This window comes from Desulfosporosinus shakirovi (genome assembly GCF_020595055.1).
In the GTDB taxonomy this organism is placed as follows: domain Bacteria; phylum Bacillota; class Desulfitobacteriia; order Desulfitobacteriales; family Desulfitobacteriaceae; genus Desulfosporosinus; species Desulfosporosinus shakirovi.
Genome location: NZ_JAJDOO010000006.1, coordinates 61,390 through 85,625, shown reverse-complemented (window position 1 = coordinate 85,625; position 24,236 = coordinate 61,390). Strand labels below are relative to the sequence as shown.

At 39.7% G+C, this 24,236-nt stretch carries 27 protein-coding genes; 20 read left to right on the top strand and 7 right to left on the bottom strand.

Annotation, left to right across the window (positions count from 1 at the left end):
* The first annotated feature begins 726 nt into the window (after nt 1-726).
* From LJE72_RS07170 to LJE72_RS07130, 10 genes are all read left to right on the top strand, one after another.
* The gene (locus LJE72_RS07170) at nt 727-2,493 is read left to right on the top strand and encodes a sigma-54 interaction domain-containing protein (protein WP_229246941.1); all 1,767 of its coding nucleotides are present in this window, start codon (nt 727-729) and stop codon (nt 2,491-2,493) included.
* 269 nt (nt 2,494-2,762) lie between these two features.
* Nucleotides 2,763-3,509 carry an SDR family NAD(P)-dependent oxidoreductase gene (locus LJE72_RS07165; protein ID WP_229246940.1) on the top strand — a complete coding sequence of 249 codons (747 nt, stop codon included), beginning with the start codon at nt 2,763-2,765 and terminating at the stop codon, nt 3,507-3,509.
* Nucleotides 3,510-3,555: 46 nt separating this feature from the next.
* Nucleotides 3,556-4,515: a methylmalonyl Co-A mutase-associated GTPase MeaB gene (gene meaB, locus LJE72_RS07160; RefSeq protein ID WP_229246939.1), complete on the top strand. Its 960-nt coding sequence runs from the start codon at nt 3,556-3,558 to the stop codon at nt 4,513-4,515.
* A 2-nt stretch (nt 4,516-4,517) separates the two neighbouring features.
* Nucleotides 4,518-6,278, top strand: coding sequence for an acyl-CoA mutase large subunit family protein (locus LJE72_RS07155; RefSeq protein ID WP_229246938.1), 1,761 nt, complete (start codon nt 4,518-4,520; stop codon nt 6,276-6,278).
* A 19-nt stretch (nt 6,279-6,297) separates the two neighbouring features.
* The gene (locus tag LJE72_RS07150) at nt 6,298-6,702 is read left to right on the top strand and encodes a cobalamin B12-binding domain-containing protein (protein ID WP_229246937.1); all 405 of its coding nucleotides are present in this window, start codon (nt 6,298-6,300) and stop codon (nt 6,700-6,702) included.
* Between the two features lie 60 nt (nt 6,703-6,762).
* Entirely contained in the window at nt 6,763-6,897 is a 135-nt protein-coding gene (locus tag LJE72_RS26175) for a hypothetical protein (protein ID WP_282437854.1), read from the top strand.
* Between the two features lie 528 nt (nt 6,898-7,425).
* Nucleotides 7,426-7,986 (top strand): PadR family transcriptional regulator, encoded by a 561-nt coding sequence (locus LJE72_RS07145; protein WP_229246936.1) that lies wholly within the window; start codon nt 7,426-7,428, stop codon nt 7,984-7,986.
* A 16-nt stretch (nt 7,987-8,002) separates the two neighbouring features.
* Nucleotides 8,003-8,809, top strand: coding sequence for an alpha/beta fold hydrolase (locus LJE72_RS07140; protein WP_229246935.1), 807 nt, complete (start codon nt 8,003-8,005; stop codon nt 8,807-8,809).
* 289 nt (nt 8,810-9,098) lie between these two features.
* Nucleotides 9,099-9,239, top strand: a complete 141-nt coding sequence (locus LJE72_RS07135; RefSeq protein ID WP_229246934.1) for a helix-turn-helix domain-containing protein — start codon at nt 9,099-9,101, stop codon at nt 9,237-9,239.
* A 398-nt stretch (nt 9,240-9,637) separates the two neighbouring features.
* Nucleotides 9,638-10,972 carry a cell wall-binding repeat-containing protein gene (locus tag LJE72_RS07130; RefSeq protein ID WP_229246933.1) on the top strand — a complete coding sequence of 445 codons (1,335 nt, stop codon included), beginning with the start codon at nt 9,638-9,640 and terminating at the stop codon, nt 10,970-10,972.
* A 378-nt stretch (nt 10,973-11,350) separates the two neighbouring features.
* Here LJE72_RS07130 and LJE72_RS07125 read toward each other — a convergent pair whose 3' ends face one another.
* Both LJE72_RS07125 and LJE72_RS07120 read right to left on the bottom strand, forming a co-directional pair.
* Entirely contained in the window at nt 11,351-11,944 is a 594-nt protein-coding gene (locus LJE72_RS07125) for a GNAT family N-acetyltransferase (RefSeq protein ID WP_229246932.1), read from the bottom strand.
* Between the two features lie 176 nt (nt 11,945-12,120).
* On the bottom strand, nt 12,121-13,296 hold the full coding sequence (locus LJE72_RS07120) for a Rho termination factor N-terminal domain-containing protein (RefSeq protein ID WP_229246931.1): 1,176 nt from the start codon (nt 13,294-13,296) through the stop codon (nt 12,121-12,123).
* Nucleotides 13,297-13,546: 250 nt separating this feature from the next.
* On the opposite strand from LJE72_RS07120, the gene LJE72_RS07115 reads away from it, so the two are divergent.
* Both LJE72_RS07115 and LJE72_RS07110 read left to right on the top strand, forming a co-directional pair.
* A complete protein-coding gene (locus tag LJE72_RS07115; protein ID WP_229246930.1) occupies nt 13,547-13,726 on the top strand; it encodes a hypothetical protein in 180 nt (59 codons plus the stop codon).
* A 119-nt stretch (nt 13,727-13,845) separates the two neighbouring features.
* Nucleotides 13,846-14,301, top strand: a complete 456-nt coding sequence (locus tag LJE72_RS07110; RefSeq protein ID WP_229246929.1) for a hypothetical protein — start codon at nt 13,846-13,848, stop codon at nt 14,299-14,301.
* A gap of 51 nt (nt 14,302-14,352) precedes the next feature.
* Here the strand turns inward: LJE72_RS07110 and LJE72_RS07105 are convergent, their stop codons facing one another.
* Both LJE72_RS07105 and LJE72_RS07100 read right to left on the bottom strand, forming a co-directional pair.
* The gene (locus tag LJE72_RS07105; protein WP_229246928.1) at nt 14,353-14,523 is read right to left on the bottom strand and encodes a transposase; all 171 of its coding nucleotides are present in this window, start codon (nt 14,521-14,523) and stop codon (nt 14,353-14,355) included.
* Between the two features lie 160 nt (nt 14,524-14,683).
* The gene (locus LJE72_RS07100) at nt 14,684-14,983 is read right to left on the bottom strand and encodes a hypothetical protein (RefSeq protein WP_229246927.1); all 300 of its coding nucleotides are present in this window, start codon (nt 14,981-14,983) and stop codon (nt 14,684-14,686) included.
* Nucleotides 14,984-15,204: 221 nt separating this feature from the next.
* On the opposite strand from LJE72_RS07100, the gene LJE72_RS07095 reads away from it, so the two are divergent.
* The 4 genes from LJE72_RS07095 (at nt 15,205) to LJE72_RS07080 (ending at nt 19,305) form a co-directional block, all read left to right on the top strand.
* The gene (locus LJE72_RS07095) at nt 15,205-15,531 is read left to right on the top strand and encodes a hypothetical protein (protein ID WP_229246926.1); all 327 of its coding nucleotides are present in this window, start codon (nt 15,205-15,207) and stop codon (nt 15,529-15,531) included.
* A 213-nt stretch (nt 15,532-15,744) separates the two neighbouring features.
* Nucleotides 15,745-16,941 (top strand): TIGR04053 family radical SAM/SPASM domain-containing protein, encoded by a 1,197-nt coding sequence (locus LJE72_RS07090; RefSeq protein ID WP_229246925.1) that lies wholly within the window; start codon nt 15,745-15,747, stop codon nt 16,939-16,941.
* 181 nt (nt 16,942-17,122) lie between these two features.
* Nucleotides 17,123-17,482 carry a BlaI/MecI/CopY family transcriptional regulator gene (locus tag LJE72_RS07085; RefSeq protein ID WP_229246924.1) on the top strand — a complete coding sequence of 120 codons (360 nt, stop codon included), beginning with the start codon at nt 17,123-17,125 and terminating at the stop codon, nt 17,480-17,482.
* On the top strand, nt 17,479-19,305 hold the full coding sequence (locus tag LJE72_RS07080; protein WP_229246923.1) for a M56 family metallopeptidase: 1,827 nt from the start codon (nt 17,479-17,481) through the stop codon (nt 19,303-19,305). The genes LJE72_RS07085 and LJE72_RS07080 overlap by 4 nt, the downstream gene beginning before the upstream one ends.
* A 202-nt stretch (nt 19,306-19,507) precedes the next feature.
* Here the strand turns inward: LJE72_RS07080 and LJE72_RS26700 are convergent, their stop codons facing one another.
* The 3 genes from LJE72_RS26700 to LJE72_RS07070 are packed head-to-tail and all read right to left on the bottom strand — an operon-like array spanning nt 19,508 to nt 20,825.
* A complete protein-coding gene (locus LJE72_RS26700) occupies nt 19,508-19,795 on the bottom strand; it encodes a type II toxin-antitoxin system HicA family toxin (RefSeq protein ID WP_396390585.1) in 288 nt (95 codons plus the stop codon).
* Nucleotides 19,788-20,201 (bottom strand): hypothetical protein, encoded by a 414-nt coding sequence (locus LJE72_RS07075; RefSeq protein ID WP_229246922.1) that lies wholly within the window; start codon nt 20,199-20,201, stop codon nt 19,788-19,790. The genes LJE72_RS26700 and LJE72_RS07075 overlap by 8 nt, the downstream gene beginning before the upstream one ends.
* 45 nt (nt 20,202-20,246) lie before the next feature.
* Nucleotides 20,247-20,825, bottom strand: a complete 579-nt coding sequence (locus tag LJE72_RS07070; RefSeq protein ID WP_229246921.1) for a cyclase family protein — start codon at nt 20,823-20,825, stop codon at nt 20,247-20,249.
* Between the two features lie 193 nt (nt 20,826-21,018).
* On the opposite strand from LJE72_RS07070, the gene LJE72_RS07065 reads away from it, so the two are divergent.
* The 4 genes from LJE72_RS07065 (at nt 21,019) to LJE72_RS07050 (ending at nt 24,180) form a co-directional block, all read left to right on the top strand.
* Nucleotides 21,019-21,501: a MarR family transcriptional regulator gene (locus LJE72_RS07065; protein ID WP_229246920.1), complete on the top strand. Its 483-nt coding sequence runs from the start codon at nt 21,019-21,021 to the stop codon at nt 21,499-21,501.
* Nucleotides 21,502-21,884: 383 nt separating this feature from the next.
* Nucleotides 21,885-22,685: a hypothetical protein gene (locus tag LJE72_RS07060; protein WP_229246919.1), complete on the top strand. Its 801-nt coding sequence runs from the start codon at nt 21,885-21,887 to the stop codon at nt 22,683-22,685.
* 145 nt (nt 22,686-22,830) lie between these two features.
* Nucleotides 22,831-23,310 (top strand): flavodoxin family protein, encoded by a 480-nt coding sequence (locus tag LJE72_RS07055; protein ID WP_092330711.1) that lies wholly within the window; start codon nt 22,831-22,833, stop codon nt 23,308-23,310.
* 669 nt (nt 23,311-23,979) lie between these two features.
* Nucleotides 23,980-24,180, top strand: coding sequence for a hypothetical protein (locus LJE72_RS07050; RefSeq protein ID WP_229246918.1), 201 nt, complete (start codon nt 23,980-23,982; stop codon nt 24,178-24,180).
* Nucleotides 24,181-24,236: the final 56 nt, after the last annotated feature.

Sequence of the window (24,236 nt, the reverse complement as noted above, 5' to 3'; positions counted from 1 at the left end):
ATATCCGGGGGTAAGGCCATTGACAATGCTCTTCTTTACATTATTAAATAACTCCTTTCCATAAATATAGACTATGAAGACGACGGCATTTTTCACTTTACAACTATTAACTTTTTGATGAATAGAAGAAAACGATCGCAAAAAAGCCCTGTTATAAAGGATTATATCATATAATTTTAATTGTTCTGATAATTCAAACTAGTTTTGCTGCGTTTATTATACCCTCAGGCATAATAAACTTCAATGGCGTTTGGCGCTTTCAGAAAGATTCTACAAACGAATATTCGTATTTGAATATTATAAATATTTATGGCGATCGAGCATTACCAAAGCTATTTGCACAAAATTAAACTTGTTAATCTCTTAAATATACTCCCGTCCGGTGATGAGGAAATAAGAGTCCGGCAGGTGACATCGAGTTGGAGGAAAAATTATCTGGTGTTATTCAAAAAAGCTCCTTTATGATGAAAAACCCACTGCCGACAGATGGACGCTGCCGGCAATCGGCTTCTCAGTGAAAAGATTGCCTCCGAGGCTGAACAAGCTCCTGGCTAAAATGGGTTCCGCTACACCCAGTATGTTAATTTCATGATAGAATAGTATCGTGAAAAGGAAGGGACTGCTTCATGACTGCTCAAAGGATGGAGCAAAGTAGCGAACTGGCCATAGACTTGTTCAAATCGAGCTATTTTAGAATTTCAGACTTTAGGATTGGGGGGGCCTTTAATGGGCTATGAAAGTACAGAGAGCCAGAAGCCAGAGATTCTGATGAATGAACTTCGAGCTGTGCTTGACTCAATCTACAGTGGAATTATCGCTGTTGATATCAATGGAAAAATAACCTATATCAACGAAACTGCCAAGAAGTTTATGGTCTGCGGTGAAGAAATTATTGGCCGTGATGTTAATGAACTTATTCCTTTGTCTAGAATTAAAGATGTTTTACACAGTGCTAAGCCCCAATATGGGGTTAAGCTGCAGATTGGAGACAGAACAGTCTTAACCAATCGCACTCCCATTATCATTAATCGGCAAATAACCGGAGCAGTAAGCTCTTTTTTAGATATTACTGACCTGGAATTGGTCTCTCACCAAATACATTCTGTTCAAGAACTGAATAGCGAACTTAGCGCCTTGATCGATTCTTCGGCGGATGGTTTAGTAATTTCAGATGGTCAAGGCTGCATAATCCGCATGAACAAGGCCTACCGATTAATGCTGGGTATTCCCCTTGAAGAGAATTTTACAGGACAACCTGTAACAGAACTTGTCACAAGAGGTTACTTATCAGAACTTGTCACAGCCAAAGTCCTCCAAACCCTTAACATCGCTACGATGATTCAAGAAATTAGGGGCAGAGAAATTCTGTTTACAGGGACCCCCGTTTTCAATACTAAGGGAAAGGTAGTACGTGTCATTGCCAATATACGAGACCTGACTGAACTAAATTCCCTAAGACGAAGTCTCCATAAATTTTCTCAAGAGATGGATAACTATCGCTCTGAACTATCCCGCTTAAAGATAAAGGCCCTGGAGGAGGGCTTTATCTTTAATAGCCCTGAAATCCGAAAAGTTGTGGAATTATCCATTCGTGTGGCGCGAGTGGATACAAATGTACTAATCACTGGGGAATCCGGCGTAGGCAAGGAAATTATAACTCGGATGATTCGCGAAGCAAGCCAACGATCTACCGGACCTTTCATTAAAATTAATTGTGGAGCTCTCTCCCCGAGTCTGATAGAGTCTGAACTATTTGGTTATGAGGAAGGAGCCTTTACAGGGGCAGCCAAGAAGGGGAAGCCCGGAATCTTTGAACTTGCTTTCAATGGAACCTTATTCCTCGATGAAGTGGGTGAACTTCCTCTTGGCCTTCAAGTCAAGTTACTAAGAGTGATTCAAGAAAAGGAGATTACCCGCCTGGGTGGGACGCAGAGTATTTCTGTTGATGTGCGCTTGATTACAGCGACAAACCGAAATTTAGAGCAAATGGTTAAAGAGGGGACATTTCGCCAGGATCTTTTTTATCGCTTAAATGTTGTCAATATTTATGTCCCGCCTCTCCGCGAACGTGTCATCGATATTCCTATATTAGTGGAGTACTTCATGCGAAAATTCTCTAAGAAATATAACCTTAATCGCAAAATTTCTCCGGAAATCATGCAAGCCTTTACGGAACACGATTGGCCGGGAAACATTCGTGAACTCGAAAACACCATTGAACGAATGGTGATTTTAAGCCCAGATGAAGGGATCGATCCTTCTTTATTTAAAGGCAATGGCTCAAAAGAAACAACTGCAGATCCGCCTCCGCTAAGACTTTTAAAAGATGCCTTAGCCGAAACAGAGAAGAAAATGATCTTACAAGCCTATCATTTGACCCAAAGTACCAGGAAAGCTGCTTCAATGTTAGGAATTAATCAATCTACCGTAGTGCGCAAGCTGAAGCTTTATAGAAAAGAGACTTTGGTGATGCCGAGAGACATCACTGATTAGCTGGTGCATCAGAGATTTTCGGTTAAATAAAAAGAAGCGATGCAATAGAGCATCGCTTCTTTTTATTTAACTAATATTTGTCTGAAAATCACAATAAAAATGCCCTTGTTATTATCTGAATATTTAAAATATAGTGGCATATGTTTTGCATTAAATCTAGATGAGCCCTCTAAAGGTCTAAAAGAACAGGCAGACTCGTCTCAGCCAGTTACAGTTGAAAATGGGCGAGTAGAGAGGATTTGAAGAGCAAGACGAAAGGAAGGTAAGCCATGAAAATTAAAGACAGAGTTGCTCTGGTAACAGGCAGCGGTCAGGGATTAGGTAAAGCAATTGCTTTCGCCTTAGCAAGTGAAGGGGCTAAACTGGCAATTAACGATATCTCCCTGAATGAAGTAAAAGCCCGGGAGATCGTCTCAGAACTTCGTAAAATAGGAACAGAGGCTGAGGTTTTTCTCGCAGACGTGACTCAAGAAAGTGAAGTCAATAAGATGGTTGAGGAAATCTTAGCACGTTTCAGTCGTATCGATATCCTGGTTAACAATGCCGGTATTAATCGTGATGGCTTAATCCATAAAGGGGATTTACAGAATTGGAATGCGGTAATGAATGTAAATCTTACCGGGCCTTTCATCTGCACAAAAGCTGTATTGCCTAGTATGAGACAAAATAATTATGGCCGAATTGTCAATATCTCATCTCTTACGGCCAGACTAGGGGTCTCTGGGACTGGGTATTATGCGTCGGCAAAATCGGGTTTAATCGGCTTAACTAAAGTTACAGCGGTTGAGAATATGGCCAAAAGAATTACCTGTAATGCCCTGGCCCCCGGTTATATTAAAACGGATATGATGATGAAATATCCTGAAGAACAACTTCAGGCACTCATTGCCAGGATTCCTGCCGGCCGTTTGGCAGAACCAGCTGAAATCGCCGATGTCGTGGTGTTTGTCGCGGCTGATTCTGCATCCTACATGACAGGTGCGGTGATCGATATCAATGGAGGATATTTTATTTAGAGATCATTCAAACGCCTATTTCAAAGTTGCTATGGGAGATGCAGAGATGGAAAAACTTATTGAAGGCTTAATCCAAAAAGATCGCATAGCTCTTAGTAAGCTAATCACGATGATCGAGAACGATAGCCCTAAATCCCTGGATATTATGAAGGCAATCTATCCCCTGACAGGTAAAGCGTATGTTCTCGGGGTTACCGGTCCTCCCGGTGCCGGAAAAAGCACCTTAGTTGATAAGTTGATCCGTAATTTCAGAAGTAAAGATTATAGTGTCGGTGTGCTCTGTGTAGACCCTAGCAGTATTTTTAGCGGGGGAGCTTTTCTGGGTGATCGGGTGCGAATGGAGTGGGCTTATCAAGATGACGGTGTCTATTTGCGAAGTTTAGCGACCCGTGGTGCGCTGGGCGGTTTGGCTCCCGGGTTAAGTGAAATTATTAAACTGATGGATGCCTTTGGGCAAGAGGTTATCATCGTCGAAACCGTAGGAGTAGGTCAAATGGAAGCTGATATCATTTGTTATGCTGACACAAAGATTGTTGTTTCCGTTCCGGGACTGGGGGATCAGATGCAGGCCTTAAAAGCCGGGATCTTAGAAATAGCCGATGTGTTAGTCGTCAATAAAGCTGATCTTCCAGGTGCTCGGGAGGTTGTTGATGACCTGCAAATGATGCTCTATTTGAGGAAAGAAAGTGACTGGACTCCGGAGATTGTCCTGACGGAAGCTCTCAATGACCGGGGGATCTCAGACCTCGATGAAGCCATTCAAAGGCATAGAACATTTTTAGGTCAAGGGGGATTAAAAGAACAACAGATCCATCTGCAGCGTACACATGCCTGCTATGGTGCTATAGAAGAAAGATTGAAGAACTACTTGCGTGAAAGTTTTTTAGAACTTGAGGAAGTTGAAAAAATTTTAGTAAGAGTTGAAGCGGAGGGTTTAAATCCTTATCAGGCCGCGGATGAAATTCTGCAATTGTTTTTTACCAAGAGACATGAGGAAGGTGACTAATTATGCCAAGTGAGCAACAGCCAACAACCTTAGAGATTCTTCAAGAGACTCTGAAGAAAACTGAAAATTGTCAAGTCTATGACCCAACTTATCTGGCCAAAGTTCAAGAAGGTCTTGAGCAATGGAAAAAAGAAAGGGTTAATCCCCAGGATCTCGCCAATTGGGAAAATATTCCCTTAACAGTTCTGGGTTCTGAAATTCCCCGGGAAATGATCTATACTCCATTGAATATTGCTGATACGGATTACTGTGATCAACTGGGAAATCCAGGCGAAGCTCCCTTTACTCGGGGAATTCATAATAATATGTATCGCGGCCGTACCTTTACCCAACGTCAATTGGTGGGTTTTGGCGGTCCGGAGGACACGAACCTGCGCATAAAGTATTTGCTGAATCACGGAGCTACAGGAATTAATCTCCTTTTTGATATGCCAACGATTCAAATGTATGATTGTGACGACCCAATGGCCCAAGGTTCTGTCGGGTCCTGCGGAGTCAGTGTCAACCATGTTCCTGATTGGGAATTGCTTTATGAAGGGATTGATCTTGCTAAAGAAACCTCCTCCATCGTTACCCACTACCCTTCCAATACTGCCTGCCTCTTTCCCATGTATTTGGTCATGGCCGAAAGAAGAGGGGTAGCTTGGGATCAACTTAAAGGCAGTTCCCAAAATGATATGACCCTTGAAGAACTGGTTCGTAATTCTTCTGAATATATTCCTCCAAAAGATTGTTTCAGGATTGAGTGTGACAATATTGAATTCATCCGTAAGAATGTGCCCAAATGGAATTTCATTACCCTTAACGGTTATAATTTTCGGGAATTTGGGACATCCGGTGTCACAGAGATGGCTGTAGCAGCAACTCACGGGATGGCCATCCTGGATGAAATGATTCGTCGCGGTTACGAAGTGGATTGGGTAGCTGAGAGATTAGCTTTCTTCTGGTCCGGAGGGATGGATATCTTCGAAGAGGTCTCCAGACTGCGGGCCATGAGGAGACTTTGGTACAGAATCCTTAAGTATAAGTATAAGGCTAAGAAGGATCGGTCAACCTGGATGAGATGTCATCTCCAGACTTCCGGTATAAGCTTAGTAAGGGAAGAACCCTATAACAATGCTATTCGCTCGGCTTTTGAGGCGCTGGCTGCTGTTCTGGGCGGGGTCCAGTCTTTGCATGTGGATTCCTATGACGAGGCAATTTCGGTTCCTTCTGAGGAAGCATCCCTGCTTTCTTTACGGACCCAACAAATTATTGAACATGAAACAGGAGTTACCGCTGTAGTTGATCCCTTGGGAGGTTCTTATTACATAGAGGCTTTGACCAATCAGATGGAAGAGAAAATCTTAGCAGAGATCACCGAGATTGAGAACCAAGGGGGCTATGTGGAAGCTATTGCTAACGGCTATCTCAGCCGGAAAATATACAATTATATGTACAAAGAACAAATGCGAATTGAAAAAGGTGAAATTAAAATTGTCGGTCATAATTACCAAAAAAGTGGTGCAGGAAAAGATTTTGAAGCCTTCCATTATCCTGAGGAATGTGAGGCCAGACAATTACAACGCCTTGAGGATCACAGAAAGACTAGAAATAGTGCCAAGGTTGAGAAAGCCCTTAATGAATTAAGAATAGCTTGCAGAGAGGGTAAGAACGTCATGGAATATACAGTGAATTGTGCTCGAGCAGGTTGTACGGTGGGTGAACAATGGAAGATTTTTAAAGAAGTTTTTGGCCTTTGGAAACGGCCGGGTGTATTTTAAAGGAAAGGGGTGGACAACATTGGAAGCTAAAAGAATTAAAGTTTTAATGTGTTGTCTCGGACCCGAGACACATAATCGCGGAATCATCGTCGTGAGTACCATTTTAAAAGAAGAAGGTATGGAAGTTGTCTATATGGGCAACACCACTGCAGAAAATGCCCTTAAAGCAGCCATGGAAGAAGATGTACAAATTATTGGGGTCAGCTCACTATCGGGAGCTCATTTGCGTACAGGCAAACATCTTTTGGAATTAGCCAGACAAAAAGGGATTGATAAAAGTATGGCCTTTGTCATTGGCGGAGTCATTCCGCCCCAGGATGTTAAAATTCTTAAGGATATGGGTTTTTATGATGTTTGCGTTAGCGGCACGAAAAGGGATGAATTAGTGACTGTGATAAAAAATGCGGCTAATATTTTATGCTGATCCAGCCATTGCAGATGTAAAGCAGTGTTTGTATGAGATTGGCAGGCGAAAAGGGAGGGGATGTCATGGATAGATATGGAACGAATCTCCGGTGGCAGCCAAGGCATTCTTTTTCGCTATATATGGAGGCTTGTTCTTCCTGGGCATTTTCCGGCAGATATATATTACCTTGCTTTACTGCAAATGAGTGCGTAGTCCTACAGTCGGTAGTCACTACATAGCACAAAATTCAATGTTGCGCTCTAACTAAATGAAGACTACTACTATGCAATATCTGGTACATTATCTTTAGGATTATTTTTGTCTTGACATCTGATCCACTATACATTTGAATTTGGGAATGGTGGAGTTTTCCGTTTAAGCTAGTAGTATATGTTACCGAAAAGCACTTGCCGCCAAGGCCCTATCAGGCTCAGGCGATATTTTTTTTGTCTACTCAAGGCAGGTGGGTGTTACTTCATTGTAAGTTTTGTAAAGCCATATGTTTCCTTGTGCTCAGCAAGAAATATTTAATACGTTGGTTGAGAAGATAGAAATTCTCACGCCAACGTATTTTGTTTTTGAGTCGATGAGTGGGATGAGGGGGAGGAGTGTGCAATAAATTCAAAGCCTAGGAAATTAACTTGTGTTTGAACTGACATTATTAATATTTACTTAATTATAGAAGCATAGTATTATATGTGCATTGGTATATATAATACTATACGAATGGGGGGATTAGAATTGTCTTTAGCCCATGCATTGCTAGGTTTAATACGTTACCATCCAACAACTGGCTATCAACTAAAAGATGACTTCGACCATTCTATTAAGATTTTTTGGAATGCCACTTTGCCTCAAATTTATCGTACTTTAAATCAAATGGAATCCCAGTGCTGGTTGAAGGCAGAAATTGAAATTCAAAAAGGAAAACCAAACCGTAAAGTTTATAGTATAACCGAAGAGGGGCTAGAAGAACTTCAACGCTGGCTAAATGAGCCTCTGGAAAAAATTGAACAAAAATACTCAGCATTAGTCAAAGTCTTTTTTGCCAATAAGGCAGACCCAGAGAAGTTTTCCGGTCACCTGGAGGAATTCCGTAATTATTACGAAAACCTGCTGAACTTTTACGAAACAGACCAAGCCGAAATCATTAGAAAGGCAAGTCAGGACAGCCGTGCCTGCCTTGAGTCTGAATACTGGAAATTATCTGCAGACTTTGGAATACGTATGGCAAAAATGATTGTCGAATGGTGTGATGAAGCCTTGAAAATTCATAATAATCTTCACGAAGAAAGTAAATAACAAGGAGGTAATTATTATGTCAGATATTAAGGGTTATCTGAAAATTAATAACACTCGTTTGTATTATTCTATAAAAGGAGAAGGCGATCCATTAGTTCTTATTCATGGGGGCCCATTTTGCAATCATCGTATTTGGGACTACCAAATCGATTCCTTATCGAGCAAGTATAAAGTGATCTGTTTTGATAAACGAGGGCATGGAAAATCGGATCTTCCCATAGATGCTTTTTCACATTTGGAAGATTTTAAATCATTGATGGACGCTTTAGAACTAAGAGAAATTACAATTATTGGATCATCTGCTGGAGGAGCTCTTGCGACTGATTTTGCTCTACAATATCCAAAAATGGTAAAAAACTTGGTCTTGGTTTGCCCTAGCTTGACGGGGTATCCTTATCCGCCTAATTTTATTTCTGAAATGGTGAATATATATATTACGGGGCAATCCGAAGGGCCTGAAGTTGCGATACTGAAGTTTATTTCCAATCCTTTTTATGAATACTTTTTTCCATCGCTAAACAGGGCAGACGCCAGAGCTAAGGTTATTAAAATAGTCAAAGAGTCAACCAAAATATTTCGATGGAATCCTATGTGGGAGACTGAGTTGAAGCCTTCTCCTTACGAACGCTTGGCAGAGATTCAGATCCCGGTTTTATTCATTTCTGCTGATAAAGATAGCGAAATTATTCTCAAGATAGGAGAGTATATTCGCGAGAAGATCAAGCACTCCAAGGAAGTGACGATGAAAGATTGTAGTCACTTTCCTAATGTGGAAAAGCCGGAAGAATTTAATCAGATTGTACTTGATTTCTTAAAGCAATAGTTGATTAAATTAAAGAATTCAGCAGATGAGCTAGCTTGGTTCTGTTGTGGGCAATCTGCGGAGAGTTCGCGTCGAGGAAATTGCCAATGAACAAGATTATAGTGGTTGATGATGAAAATATACGTGAACTAATCCGATTAATCCTAAAAAAAGAGGGCTTTGTAACTTGGTGCGGATGACTATCTGACAAAACCCTTTGAACCGGAGGAGCTTACAGCACGTGTGAAAGCCCTTCTGAAACGGTGTAATATAGCCTTATCAAAAACTATTGAAGTGGGAAAAATCATCATTGATCAGAATCAAATATCTGGTGAAGACAGAAATCGAAGAGATCACACTTCCGCTGAAGGAATTTGAATTATTGTTCATGCTGGCAGGTGCCCCCGGAAGAACCTTTGTAAGGGAAAAATTGCTTGAGGAACGGGGCTAAGCTTGCATCGGGAAATTACATTCCGGAAGGTGTGCAGGCGGATGACAGGAGAAACGCAGAAACAAGCTCCTTTAATCATCCGGTAGGCGATATAATTGACCTAAAATGCGGAGACAGTGTCCGGAAAATGACCGTGCATGGCTCGCAAGGCGACTTGTCATTCAGCTTTTTATTTTTATTTAATTGCTTTATTTGGGAGGAAAAAGACTTTTTATAGTGAAGAGGAGATATAAAGATCATTGGTTGAGGGGGTAATGATTTGTCCGGTCTAATGGTTGCTCAAGCCACCTGCTTATCAAAGCTTGTGGACTCTCAGCTAATTAGGTGAAGAGCAAAGCAGTGAACATCTGAAGGTATGGGATAATGACCTCAATTCATTTAGAGAAAGAAGTGATCGAATGTTTAAGATCAGGTTTAGTCCGGTGATTTTGTTAGTGATAGGGGTTTTCTTATTTTCCTTTCCGACTGACATACAAGCGAATACGAAAAACCTGTCAGGTATTGATCGGTATGCTGCTTCGGCAGAAATTATATCTGATGTCTGGGAGGAAGCTATTCATGCCATACTCGTATATGGAGAAGATTTTCCGGATGCGTTAAGTGCAGTACCCCTAACTCAAAAATATGGTCGTGGTCCTCAAAATGCGCCTATACTTTTGACCCAAAGCAATTATATACCCGCTGAAACCCTGAAGCTGATAAAGGACTTAAATGTTAAATATATTACCATAATCGGCGGACCGGGCGTGATTTCGTCGTCTGTAGAAGCTCAATTGCAGGCCATGGGTATTGAAACTGACAGATTAAGCGGTCAGGACAAATATGAAACCAACATAGTGGCTGCCAACCAACTGGACAATGTCAATGAAATCTTCATTGTAACCGGAGAAGATTTTGCTGACGCCTTATCTGTTGCACCTATAGCGGCTAAAAAGAACATGCCGATTATTTACGTCCGGCATAATGTAATCCCGGATATTGTAAAGGAATATTTAAAGATACATAACATAACCAAAACCTATGTTATTGGTGCAGGTTCGTCCTTAGACGCGGCTTTAGTAAGTGAACTGCCTAATGTTGAGGCAATAAACGGAGAAGATAAATATCAAAGGAACTTAGCAGTTATTGATAAGTTTAAGAGTGAAATGGATCTGAATGCTATTTATTTAACTTCAGGTAAGAATTTTGCTGACGGATTATCAGGTGCGGCTGCAGCAAGCAATAATTGTAATCCACTGCTTTTAGTTGGAGAAAATTCGATATCACAAAAAGAATACTTGGATAATAATTTGATTAACAATTATAATGTCGTGGTTCTTGGCGATGCAATACCTGAATCGACAATCATAAGCTCGGAAACTATTGATTTTGAGGTGAAAACCATAAGTGATATGACGAAGATAAACTTCGGCGATATAACAAAAATTGAATTATTTGATATGGAGGTTTCACCCGGTAAGCCAATAATTGTTGAGGATAAACAAAAGGTTAAAGAATTTACAGGCTATCTGGAGGGTTATTTGCTAAAAAAAGCAAAAAATCCGAAATTAGCGGTGGGGTGGAAAACTGCGGCTGTGTTTTATATCAATGATCAGAAAGAAATGACAATCACCTTTGGTCACCCATTAAATATAAAAATAGACGGTCGTTTCGAGGATTACGAGATTGTTAAAAACGGCTTTGATTATAATCAACTCGATGAGTTTATTAAATCAATTTTTGGGACAATTTAATCCTGATTTTCATCCAAGCCAGACAGAATTCAGCAGTTTAAACGAGATTAAAAATTCGGCGGTTTTGAGGTCTAACTAATCCAGCTTAGTCCCCCACTAAGTGCACTTTTTGGGACGCAAATAACATTATTCATTATACATTTCACGAGTTGTATTGGTAACATTTATTACCTTTACCTTTGATTATGAAATTTGGGGGGGATGTGTTGAAACCTAGGCTGATCTCTCATGAATCTTATCAAGATTCTGTTCTGCTGCGTCTAACGAATCCCGACCATTGTTATGCCGTGAACATAACTTCTCCTATCTCATGTGAATCTCACTTCACAATTATTTGCTGAGTTAAGCGAGAAAATTATATTCGCTCATCTAAGAATTTTATATCAAAATGGATATTTTTGCACCGAAAATCGTACTGTAAGATGCCGCAATCCTATTGCGATATCCGCAAAGCACACGACAAGAAAAGACCACATAGCCTTCTAAATAAACTTGATTCCACAAAAAAACACCCTCATCAACAGTTATGGAAGGAGCGTTATTTGTTTTGATCTGGGCATAGACCTCAGGCAAACTTATTTCTCTAAAAGCATAATTTGTCAGTGCCCGGACACCCTCCAAAGCATAGCCGGAGTGCCAGTACCGGTGCTTGAGCATGTAGCAAACTTCAAAAATACTTTGCTGATTGAATTCACAGCGATGGAGACCCATCTGGCCCACAAATGCCCCGGTTGTTTTCTCAATAGTAGCAAAATAGCCTGCGTTGTCTTGCTTGTAGTAGGATAATTGAGTTTGTATCCAATCATGAATTTGATCATCAGTAAAGGTATGTTCCCAGGCGTACATGACCTTGGGGTCAGAGAGCATTTCTTTGAGGGAAGCAAAATCTTCGTGGGTTATTTGGCGAAACTTTAAGCGAGCGCTCTCTAGAATATATCCGGATGCGTCATGATTATTGGCTGTTTTCTTCATATTAAAGCCCTTTCGAAAATTTGTATGCGATATTTCCTTCTATAATATTATAAACACAAGATCCGCTTTTCACCTACACAAGGCTAAGTTTAACCTAAATAAAAAAAGAGCAAGCAATCCTTAAGGAGTACTTGCCTTGAAATGAAGTTTTGGCCCTTATAACTAAGGAGCACATATTATCTTCCGCAGCATTTCTTATACTTTCTTCCGCTGCCACAAGGACATGGGTCGTTCCTACCGACCTTCTGGTTATACTTAGTTTGAACAGAGGGAAGTAAGCGTAGGTTCGATTTTTCACGTGAAGAAAGTTCATTAGGCGTATAGCCGTAATTAGTCCATAAGCGGGTATTGTTGCGTACATCAACGATAAGTTGCATCATCGCACCCGCCTGCTCCATATTATCAAAGACAACGCCAGCAGAATCCAACAAATCAAAAAAATTCTGTGTCCTTGCTTCCGCAGCACTCAGATTATGAATTTCATCGAGGATTTCCTCAACTACATCCGGATCGTCAATTAACTTTGAAAGATGCTGTTTTATAGTGATAAGCTGTGGAGTGACCTCGTAATACTCCCAGTCGGAATATTTAAGAAAGTCTTCTCTTTTTGGATTATATCTAGGTTTCCCGCTTCTCTCTGATAACAATCTCTTTACACCGGCAAACTCATCTTGTTCAAAACTATCGTCAACTATGTACTCATCCCAAAAGCAATATCCTACATCACTGTAAACATTGTTAAGCAAGAGTGGAAACATTTCGTCGATGTTGGTTTGTCGCTCATTATGACTATTGAAAAGTTCGACGAAGTCATCCTGACTGATGACGCCGTATAGCGAAACAGCAGCAATGGCGAATCTGTTTAGGAGGTCACGAAAACGCTTGTCCTCAAGGAAGTCCGTTTCAGAAATTATTCTAAAAGTAGCTCTAAGTTCTTTCGGTACTATGAACCACAGCTTGTCCTTGTGATAGAAGCATTGGAGCAACCCCATTTTTTGTGGTATATGATAGGAATCAATATAGACTTTGTCAGTTTGCAGGTGTTTTTTTGCAGCGGCCTTTTGGAAAAATTCCCACTCTATTTCATTGAGGGTATAAAGGCAGTTACGGAGGGTATCAGATTGCTTCAGCGTTTCAGCGATAGCAGGAATTAGTTCCGCCTTGGGGAGCTTGCTGTAATATTTAACTTGGAGCACTTTTCCGAGCTGGCGCAACTCAGTCATATTTTTAAGCGCGAGTATTTCTTTAAGAGAATAGAATGGTTCGGTCTGGGCGGCATTTTCTATGTTGATTTCTTTTACCGCATCAAGAAAGGCTTTTTCCGGGTCATCGCGATTTGCTTGTTTTGACACAACTTTTACTCCTTTTGGCTACAGACTATCATTACTAATTTGGCCTAGACATCTTTATTCTACAATCGTTAATGAAATCCTTTTTATAAGCTCTTCCTTGAGGGAAAACACCGAACGGGCTCGCTAAGTATCTTAATCAAAGTTTACCGCAACGTGCCATTGTTAACACTTGGAACCAGTGATAGAAATCCAGATAATTTAGGAAGAAGAATGGAAACAACACATAGATGGAAGCGATGCATGGGGTTGTATGAAACCATTTACAATCAGGGGGATACTTGAGTTTTTCAAAGGTAATAGAGACTATTTGAGGTTAGTTATTCTAATCATTTCACCAGCTTTGGTCTATTTTGGAACAGCTAATAAGTTGGGAGATGTTCAAATACAAATCGAGAAGGAAAACAAAAGAGTAACGATTTTAATTGCATAAGGTGTATACAGGGATTCGTTCTGGAGACAATTAAAATATATGTTAAAGGGGTTAGTGCCTAAGCGAAAAAAGTTTTTTTCGTAATTATAAATTTCTTTCGTAAAAAGAGGAAAAAGTCTATGCGAGATACAATTGCAGTGGGGACCCTAGCTGGAGTGGTAGCCTTAATCGTCTATGAGATAGTGGATTGGCTTATCACTGGCTCTTTTGGGGCAGATTATACTGCACCATGGGAAGCAGGGGCTAACATTTACTTAAAAGAACATTATGTCCATACGCCCTTTGGGTATATAACGGGGATTACAAACTCCCTTGTTATGACTTGTGCCATAGGAGTTTTAACGGCAATTGTATTAAGAATATCGGGAAAAGATTATTATCTTATTAAAGCAATAGGTGTTTCCTTAATGTGGAGGCTTGGAACGTTTGGGATTTTAGCTCCTATTTCCGGAATTGCTTCTCAAATGAACAATGAACCCTACTCTCAATTTATTTACTATATAAATTTCATGATCCTTGGAGCTGTCACTTCATATATCGTTGCAAAATATATGAAGCCTTTGAATAAAAAATAACTCTATTGCAAGTAAACACGAATCAACTACAGAGGGTTACATCCTATATCCTTAGTATAGTACATACAAACTGTACAATAAACTCAACTTTCCTTCGGCTAATGAGCTGTGGACTGACTCCATAGTGGTGGCTATCTCATTGAGACTACTTTCCTCTCTGAGAACCTCTAAAACGATCTTCGCTTTTTCCGCTGGGCTGTAGGTTTTTCTTTTCTTACTCATACCTTCATTCTCTTGCTTTTTCAGCTCCGTGTCCAACCCCCTGGGAACATTATAGATAATCATTGTATACAAAAAGTTTACTGTGGATAAATCTGTAAAGACACCCATTAAAAATAGCTTTACGAGGAGGAAGTTTATGGAAAAAAGATTAATATAACTATTAATCCAATGTCTTGATAGTAAAGGTATCATCCGCATTGAATATTAGACGATACCTTTCATTAAGGTCGTAAAAAATAATCAGAGAACTATAAAGTTCTTCAGGTTCACACGTACTTCTGTGAAAAGACTCCTTTTTCAAATAAATAATTGCGTCGTCATTTTCAGACGTTGAATAAATCCTTACATCAAGATTATCCAATTCAACTGCAAATGTATCGTTATTCTTATTAAGGTTTAACAAATGCTCACAAATGCGTTTTTCCCTAGTTTCCTTCAGGTCATTTTTAATAATCTTCATTTAAAATTACCTCCTTGAGTTTATATTAATTCTACCCAAAGAAGCAAAAATTAATTTATAAATATGTGGGAATTATATAGTTCAATCGTTATTGAACATGTCCCTCTGTCATAAGTTCGTCATAATATAGTGGTTTCACTGGATAATCTGGAAAAAGCTCTTAACTAGCCAGTGGAAAAGGCGGATTAAAGTGGGAGAATGAAGAAGGACGAAAACTAGTCTTGGAGAAATTCGCTAAAGAACTAAAAGAGTTTATTTCGATGACTGGAGCTGAAAATAAAAAAGAGGTAGACTGTAAAACCGATGAGATAACAGAAGATATAGATAATCTTTGGGAGCATACGCCTCAATGCCGTAAAAGATTACTTGCCGGTTATATCATACGAGAAATAGCGAGATTTACGATTACTGGTGGTACACTAAAAACTCTGAGTGAACAATTAAAACTAGATGATGAAGGTTATACCTTTTTACTTCGTTGTGGTGGCCTAGCTGTAACCAACGCAATTGAAGACTTACTTGAAACAAAGCAGATAAAATTAGTTTAGGTACCTATCATTGTAGGTCAACCATAAGCGTCAAATAACTCGGTGGATATACTAATTTCTTAATACTGTTCTGGTATGAGGAGGCTAGCATTTCCCACATAGCAGTTCTTATCGTAATCTTCGTATCGGACTCAAGGAGTAACTGCGGCAAGTTCGTCAGATTTCTGTGTAAAATCTATATTTAGAAAACTAAAATGGATTGAGTGATTTGAGATGGAAAATAAAATGAAAATAGGTGGACATCCTCACGGAATGGGAGGACATCCGCAGGGTAAAGGTGGTCATCCAGGCGGGCACCCAGGAATGAACGTTGACTACGATAAGAACCCGTTCATCGTAATCTGGGAAACTACTCGTGCATGTGGGCTTAAGTGCCAACACTGTCGTGCAGATGCGCAACCTGATCCGCATCCGGAGGAGTTATCCCACGAGCAAGGTATCGCGCTAATCGATGAAATCTACGCAATGGACAACCCGATACTAGTTTTCACCGGTGGGGACTGCATGCTTCGAAAAGACCTTTTTGAATTAGCAGACTACGCTATTAAAAAAGGAATGCGTGTTTCGATGAGCCCAAGTGCTACTGTTGAAGTTACAAAAGAGCGCATGGACATGGCCAAAGAAGTTGGGATTTCTCGTTGGAGTTTCTCAATTGACGGTGCAGATGCTAAGACCCACGATGCTTTCCGTGGAGTCGAGGGAACGTTTGATTTAACAATCGAGAAACTTAAATATTTAAACGAAATTGGTATTTCTCACCAAATTAATACTTGCATTAATAAAGCAAACTTACACCAACTTGAGCAAATGGCGGAATTGATGAAAGAGTTGAAGACGTCGGTTTGGTACATTTTAATGATGATTCCAACTGGACGTGCATCATTGGATGATTGCATAACAGCTGCTGAGCACGAAGAAGTATTCAAGTGGCTTTACGAGTTAAGTAAAAATGCGCCTTATGATATAAAAACAACTGCCGGTCAGCACTATCGTCGTGTTGTATTCCAACAACGTGCTAAGGAAAATGGTACTACAGGTGAGGGAATCACGTTCGAAGGTACTAAGACACGTGACATGGCTCAGTTCATTGACGGTCTGGCAAGAGCACCAAAAGCAGTTAACGATGGAAATGGTTTCATCTTCGTATCACACACTGGTGACGTTTCACCCAGTGGATTTTTACCATTAGTAGTTGGTAACGTTAAGGAAAATAGACTGCGCGACATCTACCGCGAAAGCCCTATTTTAAAAGACTTGCGTTCACCTGATAAGTACGAAGGTAAATGTGGTATTTGTGAGTACAACAAAGTATGTGGCGGATCAAGAGCACGTGCCTACGCGGCAACTGGAAACTATATGGCCTCAGAGCCATTCTGCGTGTATATTCCAGAGAAGATGAGAAAGAAATAGAATTATATTGTGAACGCCTGCGATTATTGTGGGCGTTTTTTGTTCCATCTATCAATTGGGGTTCCATCATGAATTTTTATTGAATTAGAATAAGTCACAAAACTTCCTATTGACAGAAAAGGTTTATTGCAATAAACTCAAGTCAAGGTCTATCGCAATAAACTTTAGGGGAGGTGACGTTATGGAAAAATACAAGTTATTTGATGCAGAACATAAATTTGTATCTCTCATTTGGGAAAACGAGCCTGTGAATTCTACAGAGCTGGTACGGCTTTGCCTCGAAAAATTAGGGTGGAAAAAGTCCACTACCTACACAGTCCTCAGAAAATTAAGTGAGAGAGGAATCTTGAAAAACGAAGATGCGGTTGTCACTTCACTCGTAAAACGTGAAGAGGTCCAAAAATATGAGAGTGAAACATTGATTGAGAAAGCTTTCAACGGGTCGCTACCACAATTTTTGACCGCTTTCTTAGATGGGAAACGATTAACATCCAAAGATGCAGCGGCACTGAAAACCATCATTGAGCAGGCGATCAAATGAATACATTACAAGTGGTTTTTACAACCGTCCTCAACATGAGCATCACGGCATCCTTTGTTGCCATAGGGGTTATCATCGCTCGTTTAATGCTCAAAAAAATGCCCAGGATTTTTTCATATTCACTATGGTCAGCGGTACTCATACGACTTGTTATCCCTGTCTCTTTCACATCAACATTTAGCTTTTTAACCGTGATTAAACCGGGAACGCAGCAAACTACGGGAGCTTTAGCTTATGTGCCCTATAATATGGGTCTTATGCAAACTCCAGGTATTGATGTTGGTGTCGATAGCATAAACAAAGTGGTCAATAGTTCGTTGCCGCAGGCGGTACAAACTGCCAGTGTGAACCCCATGCAGATGGTTATGGCTATTTTGAGTATAGTATGGGTGGTCGGTGTCGCTCTGCTTATAATATATAATGTAATTTCCTATCTGAAGGTCATTAACAATGTTAAAACATCGACTCTCGTAAGAGATGAGATTTTCGAAACAGATAGAATCGTTACACCGTTTGTTTGCGGGTTCATAAAACCTAAGATTTATATTCCAACAGATATTTCACAAAGTGAGCTACCCTATATCCTGGCACACGAAAGGGTGCATATAAAACGGCTAGATTACCTCATCAAGCCGTTTGTGTTTCTAGTCCTGTCAGTTCACTGGTTTAATCCGTTGATGTGGCTCAGCTTTTTTCTGATGAGCAAAGACCTGGAAATGTCCTGCGATGAAAGCGTTCTGAAACTATTCGGCGATGAGACTAGAGCCGATTACAGCAAATCTTTGTTAGCTCTGGCCACCGGTAAACGTCAGTTGATTTCCGGAAGTCCACTAGCCTTTGGAGAAAGCAACACGAAAGCAAGGATCAAGAATGTTTTAAGCTACAAGCAACCTCCTTTTTGGGTTGTAGTAGCAACGCTAATAGTAACATTTGCTCTGGTTGTGCTCCTTACTGCAAATCCGAAGAATGATCTCTTGGCGACAGGCGTTTACTCAGGCTTTAAAACGGAGACATTAATGGCCAACAAAACCCAATACGTAGGTGACAACAGCAAGGTTGTTGCACTCATCGATGCCATGCCCTTGCCCGCTGGTGTCGTACGTGATAGCGTAGAGCTTCAGACATCCGCTACGCCCTATAGTATAACCATTCATTACACGGTGAGTGAGTTGGAAGGACTAGATAACACGTATGCTTTTCATAATGCCATAATGCTCTTTAGCTTAGTGGACAATGTTGATGTTATTTACAGCTCAATCTTTGATATCACCAACACGCCTTCTATTTCCACATCTACTTTTCCTCATACTAGAGAATATGCAGAGCAGTTGATGGATGGTGATGTTCGCGGCTATGCCAGCAACACCGGCACGATTATAAAATTTATAGACCGCATAAACAGCATTCCCTTTGGTCAACAGATCATCCCGCCAGAGACTAACAAGATCACGGTGCAAGGTCCATATATGGACCAAATTGAGAAAAATCTTACAACAATCATGTCTTCTCCTCAAATGTCGTCCAATCCACAGGATTATATCAAGGCACATGAAACTGAATATAACGCAATTCTCGCTATGGATCATAAAGCCCTGACCTATTTATTTTCCGAGTTTAAAAAAGGCGGACAAAATGGATTAAAGGGACAGATCATGATGAACTTATGTAGAACTATTCTAGGCGGCGAGGATATTAAGTCTGCGGTAACAACCCCTCAAGATTGGTATGACAACTATAAAGGTCATATACAAAGGTTGGCGAATGAAAATGGTATAGACTGGGTGCATCAAAACGCTCCCAAAGGATCGCTAATCCGGTTATAGCTTAGAATAGATTAAGGTAATCTTTAAGAAAAATGATCTTTCTGAACCGGACCCAGGATGCCCGGTTCCTTCTGCAGAGGCTCCTCACCTTCACCGGGGACAGCGGGAGGAGTCACAGCCGGGTGGAGGTGCTGAACTTCGGGAGTTGGGGCTATTGTAGTCGGCGGATTGAACGGCGGGTACTATAAACTACTGCCAAAAGTTAATAACAGTCAAAAAAGGGGATGCGCAATACAGGTGCGTATCCCCTTAAGTTTTTCACAACTGACAATTTTTGAGAATTAAAATCCTTTTTATTGATTCCAAGTTGCTGTTTTAGTATCCGACTAAATAAACCTTTACCAATTTCACCACTAGATTTTGACACCGCTGTCCTGCGGATCATCCCGTCAGGCATAGTTTTTTCGTAAATTTTATCTCTGCCGTTTTGCTTAACCAACTCCCACACATTTCGCTTTAAGTAATTTTCTAAATCACTCCAACTAGGCATGAAGCATACCGGATACTGATTCTAAGTTATCTTCCAGTAACACTCGGAGGATATAGTAGGCGTGGGAATGGCGATTGGGACTGTTGAAATAACGGTTAAAATCAGCGTAGTAATCTTTAGCATATTCAAAGAGATGATAAACTAATTCCATTCGCAACTCCTCTAAAGTTTCTCCATCCGCAACTATAGCGGGAATTTGTTCAATGCTGCCGGCATATCGACCGTCTTCATTTTGTTCAAACTCTATTGTTAATTCATATATGGATAAGTTTGATTGCATTGGGCGGACAGCGGAACCGCCGTCTTCAGTACCTCCCTCAGTGTGGCTAAAGCCTTTACTATTCTCATAATATTTTTTTGTATTCAGTAATTTTAGTTTCAGATAAAATTGTCTTAAACTATTCATTGTTTTTCTTTCTAAGAGTTCATTATTTTATGATAGTTATAATTGTTACTGAAAGATTTCTGTTATCACTCGTGTAGGTAGTCCAGTGGAACCAACAATCAGAATTGGATAGGTATACACAATAAATTGCTTGTCTTTGAATTCAATAAGTTTATTCAGGTTAGTTAAATTTTCAATTATAAATACACCATTATCGGCGCAATATTGATCTACGATTGCATGTTCAGATGATTTTCTAATTCCTCCCATATCAAAACCTATAAGACTTACCTTCTTATCAATCAGGTAACGAATAAGTGTATTAGACAACTCAGGATTATTTTTCATATATTCTGGCGTTGCATATTCGTTCTTTTCCATAATCCCGGTATAGAAGATTATAAAATCGTTTTCTTCAATTTTTGATATGTCGATATCTTCTAGGTTAACTTCTCGTTCCCTTATAGAACTTATATCAAATATTTTTCCATTCCTTTTGCAATTATCAATTGAAAATTCATGTCCCATACAGTCAAAATGAGTTCCAAAGTGCCCGAATTTTTCAGAATACTTAGCTGTTGTCGCTAATTCCAGTAACTGCTCCAATTTTTCCTTGGGTAAAGGGTAAGTCAAATCAATTATCATCTCTGTTTTACCTCCAATATAATTGTTTCCTCGTCAACTATTGTGAGTATACCTCGTAATAGTTTCCTTGTCAACCATTGTTAAACATGATGTTTTCAAATAATTCAAATCTGGTATAATGATAATAGTTTACAGAAATGTAGCGTTTCTTTTCTAAATATACCCGATACTATTCATTGTAAGGAGAAAGCTTATGAACAACTTAGAGAGAGAACAAAAATTGAAAAGAGAGCTTATTGTAAACTTTGACCGTTTTATAAACAAAATTAATATGGAAAACCACGAGAATGAATATCTTAAAGAATTACTAGGAGAAGAGCAATATAAAAATATATCAGATATTACGTTAACAGAGTGCCATGTTATTGATTGTATTGAAAGAAATCCGTTAATTAATGCAATTGGAATTTCACAAAAGATGAATATAACAAAAGGTGGCATTTCAAAAATTAGTTCTAAATTGTTAAAAAAGAAACTGATTAAAATATATCGCCAAGAAGGGAATAAAAAGGAAATATTTTACTTGTTAACTCCACTTGGAAGAGAAGTATTTTTAGTTCATGAAAGACTCCATGAAAAATTATATCAAAGGGCTAACCTGTTTCTAGATCGTTTTACTGCTGAAGAATTAAAAAAAATTATCGAATTTATTAGTGGTCTTTCTGAAATAATTTAGAAGCATTAGAGGTATATGCACTGCGTGGAGGTCGACGCGATCTGCCACAGGCACCGCCAATTCCGGAAAATTGCAGAAAGTGGTACCGGCTTCAGCCGCCAGCTAGTTGGATGCCTTTGCCGGCAGCGTCCCATTTAGAGGAATCTTATCTTAAGAGGAAATGTAGAAAAGACGTGGAATTATATCTTGGAAATTTGATGCTTAATGTCTGGAACAAGAACTTAGCGAAAGGTTCAAGAGAATTGAGAGGGATTTTTTATATTCACAATAGCTTTTAGAGGAGGAAAATATTCATGCAGGTAATAAGAGCTGAGGACAACAAATCCTTTATTCAGAACAAAAGCCATACAATAGTTACTGACAATAAAGACGGTACCGGAACAGTGCAAAGAAATATCTCTGCGGTATCAGACAGAATTTGGCTGGACGAAGAATTTTTAGGTAATTACGGGATGGCATATAAATATAAGCTGAAATTTGCAAATCAACTATGTCAGGAAGGTTTTGTCGTTGAAAAAGGAAAGGATGAATATGGTAACTATCTTCTTTTTCTCAATAGTAACGCCTTTATGTACCTGCATAATAAGGAGGAACGTCCCCATATTCCCTGTGGTCCGGCAGAAATGAGTTTAATTTTAGCTCCTGAAATGATAGAAGGTTCGGATGAATTAGTAAAAGGTTTCAAGGGAAGTTGGCCAGGTTTTCACGAAGCAAAAATTCGGATTATTGAAAAGTCTAGGGAATCCATGATTCTGGAATTTCATGGAGGTTTCCTGGGGGATAAAGTAGTACGATTGTTTGTAGAGAATATTATTTCTCAAAGTTATGATCAGAATTGCCTTGAAAGCTTTGCAGAATTAACCAACCTTGAATTTAGAAAAGCTGAAACTCATATGGAAGTCATGCTCTTTAATGACTATACGACCTATAGGTTACCCGAAGGTTTTGATGATTCGGTGTTTAAAAATGATCCGGAATTTGATACTAATACCATTGAGCGGGTGATTGAAGAATATCAGAATCATGGTGTCATCTCTTGTGAAAAATTAAAAATGATGGTGACTATTGATGAAGAGCAAAAAAGGGAAGATGAAGAATCGTTTAAGAAGTTTCTAGAGGAATGCCAAAAAAATCCCTTTTCATTAGATACTTGGAATAACTCAATAAATAAAGCAGAGCGTTAGGCCTAATTTCTTCCTCAACAGAACTGCAGCCCCTGTAAATCCCGTTTTTTTGTATATACTGGTTAGAATTGCTTATCCTCATTGAATAACTATTTCCAAGCAATGGAAATAGTATTAGAATAGTGTTCAAAAGGAGGGGGATTTTGTGAAAATAGCTATTGTATATTACAGTAAATCTGGTAATACCCAAAAGGTTGCAGATCTTGTAGCTGAAGGTGCAAAGAAAATTGAAAAAGTCGAAGTCAAAAGTATGTCCATCGAAGCAATTGACGATGACTTCTTGACCGAAGCCAAAGCAGTTATCTTTGGGTCGCCGACGATTGCGGGAACCTTTGCAGGGCAATTAAAGCAATGGTTAGATACAGCTAAAAATGTCGGAGGAAAACTTGGAGCTGTTTTTGCTACAGCAAATTATGTTGGCGGTGGTGCAGAGGTGGCGGAAATCTCCATGATTGCTGAGATGTTGGTAAAAGGTATGTTGGTCTACTCTTCAGGAGTTGCTGAGGGACAGCCTTTTATTCATTATGGAGCTGTGTGCATTAAAGATGGGGATGATGGTCAAAAAGAGCGAGCAAAAATATTTGGGGAAAGGATCGCTAGAAAAGCGGTGGAATTGTTTAACTAACATCAAAAGTCACTTGGGTCAATTGGTAGATGCCAAGGTCTGGATGTTTAAAAATTCGGCAGTTTGAGGTCTGACTAATCTAGATTAGTCATCTCAAAACCGCCGAATTTTTAAGTTGCAGTAGTTTATTTCAGAAAAACGATAGATGCGGGAAACCGGTGACAGCATGATGACAATTTCACACAGAAAAAAACAAAGGCACTAAGATAATAAACGGATGCCTTTGTTTTTTTATTTCTATTCCTTGGTGTTGACGCTGAATTAAAAAGTCCAAAAGCTGCTGGTATTGCCTGGCCCTAAGTTGACGAATATAATGACCATGACGTTATCCTTGAAGAAAGGAAAAAGACGCCTCTATTTAGATGTGGTACTGCTACAACAGCATCACTAGAGACGTCTTCCCAACGGTTACCTGAAATGGAGTAAACCCATTCTATTAAAGAAAAGCTCGGGCAGTTTTTGATCATACTTTTTCCGATTCTGGTTACTCAAGTTTCACTTTTCTCGATGACCTTCTTTGATACGATGATGTCCGGTATAAGGATTATACTTAAGAGCATTTATCAGGAGAGTGGTTAAGTCCGATGAAAAGGATTTAACCACTCTCTTTTTACATAAAAAGAGAGTTCAGCCCGGGAAAATCAACATTATTCTAGTGAGGTGTTCTAAATGATCAAGTATTACCGTTACAAAGAGAAAGATGAAGTACTGTACAGCTATTGCAAGGATGAGGGTGTGGATTATCTGTATCTGCTTTATGAGCTTCGGAATGCGGAAAGGATGAACGGATTTTATGCTAAAGTTTTAAGAAAGCTGATAACGGGTTTAGGCAAGCGCTTTTGTTCCGACGGCTTAAAGCCCAAGACGTAGGTATGCGCAGCGAACTGCTGCCCGCGGAGCCTTTCAACCCGTTCGGGGCAGTTTTG

What these genes read in the sequence shown, in the direction of transcription:
- LJE72_RS07155 (WP_229246938.1), top strand. Translation starts at nt 4,518, where the DNA reads ATGCCAAGTGAGCAACAGCCAACAACCTTAGAGATTCTTCAAGAGACT.
- LJE72_RS07170 (WP_229246941.1), top strand. Translation starts at nt 727, where the DNA reads ATGGGCTATGAAAGTACAGAGAGCCAGAAGCCAGAGATTCTGATGAAT.
- LJE72_RS07070 (WP_229246921.1), bottom strand. Translation starts at nt 20,825, where the DNA reads ATGATAATTGATTTGACTTACCCTTTACCCAAGGAAAAATTGGAGCAG.
- LJE72_RS07050 (WP_229246918.1), top strand. Translation starts at nt 23,980, where the DNA reads ATGATCAAGTATTACCGTTACAAAGAGAAAGATGAAGTACTGTACAGC.
- LJE72_RS07085 (WP_229246924.1), top strand. Translation starts at nt 17,123, where the DNA reads ATGGAAAAATACAAGTTATTTGATGCAGAACATAAATTTGTATCTCTC.
- LJE72_RS07140 (WP_229246935.1), top strand. Translation starts at nt 8,003, where the DNA reads ATGTCAGATATTAAGGGTTATCTGAAAATTAATAACACTCGTTTGTAT.
- LJE72_RS07115 (WP_229246930.1), top strand. Translation starts at nt 13,547, where the DNA reads ATGAAACCATTTACAATCAGGGGGATACTTGAGTTTTTCAAAGGTAAT.
- LJE72_RS07065 (WP_229246920.1), top strand. Translation starts at nt 21,019, where the DNA reads ATGAACAACTTAGAGAGAGAACAAAAATTGAAAAGAGAGCTTATTGTA.
- LJE72_RS26175 (WP_282437854.1), top strand. Translation starts at nt 6,763, where the DNA reads ATGTCATGGATAGATATGGAACGAATCTCCGGTGGCAGCCAAGGCATT.
- LJE72_RS07130 (WP_229246933.1), top strand. Translation starts at nt 9,638, where the DNA reads ATGTTTAAGATCAGGTTTAGTCCGGTGATTTTGTTAGTGATAGGGGTT.
- LJE72_RS07165 (WP_229246940.1), top strand. Translation starts at nt 2,763, where the DNA reads ATGAAAATTAAAGACAGAGTTGCTCTGGTAACAGGCAGCGGTCAGGGA.
- LJE72_RS26700 (WP_396390585.1), bottom strand. Translation starts at nt 19,795, where the DNA reads ATGCCTAGTTGGAGTGATTTAGAAAATTACTTAAAGCGAAATGTGTGG.
- LJE72_RS07090 (WP_229246925.1), top strand. Translation starts at nt 15,745, where the DNA reads ATGGAAAATAAAATGAAAATAGGTGGACATCCTCACGGAATGGGAGGA.
- LJE72_RS07105 (WP_229246928.1), bottom strand. Translation starts at nt 14,523, where the DNA reads ATGAGTAAGAAAAGAAAAACCTACAGCCCAGCGGAAAAAGCGAAGATC.
- LJE72_RS07110 (WP_229246929.1), top strand. Translation starts at nt 13,846, where the DNA reads ATGCGAGATACAATTGCAGTGGGGACCCTAGCTGGAGTGGTAGCCTTA.
- LJE72_RS07125 (WP_229246932.1), bottom strand. Translation starts at nt 11,944, where the DNA reads ATGAAGAAAACAGCCAATAATCATGACGCATCCGGATATATTCTAGAG.
- LJE72_RS07075 (WP_229246922.1), bottom strand. Translation starts at nt 20,201, where the DNA reads ATGAATAGTTTAAGACAATTTTATCTGAAACTAAAATTACTGAATACA.
- LJE72_RS07080 (WP_229246923.1), top strand. Translation starts at nt 17,479, where the DNA reads ATGAATACATTACAAGTGGTTTTTACAACCGTCCTCAACATGAGCATC.
- LJE72_RS07100 (WP_229246927.1), bottom strand. Translation starts at nt 14,983, where the DNA reads ATGAAGATTATTAAAAATGACCTGAAGGAAACTAGGGAAAAACGCATT.
- meaB (WP_229246939.1), top strand. Translation starts at nt 3,556, where the DNA reads ATGGAAAAACTTATTGAAGGCTTAATCCAAAAAGATCGCATAGCTCTT.